Origin of the sequence: Geobacillus sp. G4 (genome assembly GCF_040327975.1) — a bacterium.
GTDB classification, from domain to species: domain Bacteria; phylum Bacillota; class Bacilli; order Bacillales; family Anoxybacillaceae; genus Geobacillus; species Geobacillus thermoleovorans.
The window spans coordinates 1-290 of sequence record NZ_JBEPJY010000085.1; the positions used below are offsets into that span (position 1 = coordinate 1).

At 52.8% G+C, this 290-nt stretch carries 2 tRNA genes; both read right to left on the reverse strand.

The features are described 5' to 3' along the window. Positions 1–2: 2 nt before the first annotated feature. Positions 3–76: transfer RNA gene (locus ABS784_RS17045), tRNA-Arg, on the reverse strand. A gap of 10 nt (positions 77–86) precedes the next feature. Then, a tRNA-Gly gene (locus tag ABS784_RS17050) sits at positions 87–158 on the reverse strand. Positions 159–290 lie beyond the last annotated feature (132 nt).

The window sequence follows — 290 nt, forward strand, 5'->3', positions numbered from 1 at the left end:
AACGCGCTCGAGAGGATTCGAACCCCTAACCTTCTGATCCGTAGTCAGATGCTCTATCCAATTGAGCTACGAGCGCATGATGGAAAAGCGGAAGACGGGACTCGAACCCGCGACCCCCACCTTGGCAAGGTGGTGTTCTACCACTGAACTACTTCCGCATCATGAGAAGAATTCATTCCTTCAAAACTAGATAACCGTCGGAAGAAGCCGCTTATAGGTCAAGCCCTCGATCGATTAGTATCCGTCAGCTCCACGTGTCGCCACGCTTCCACCTCGGACCTATCGACCTC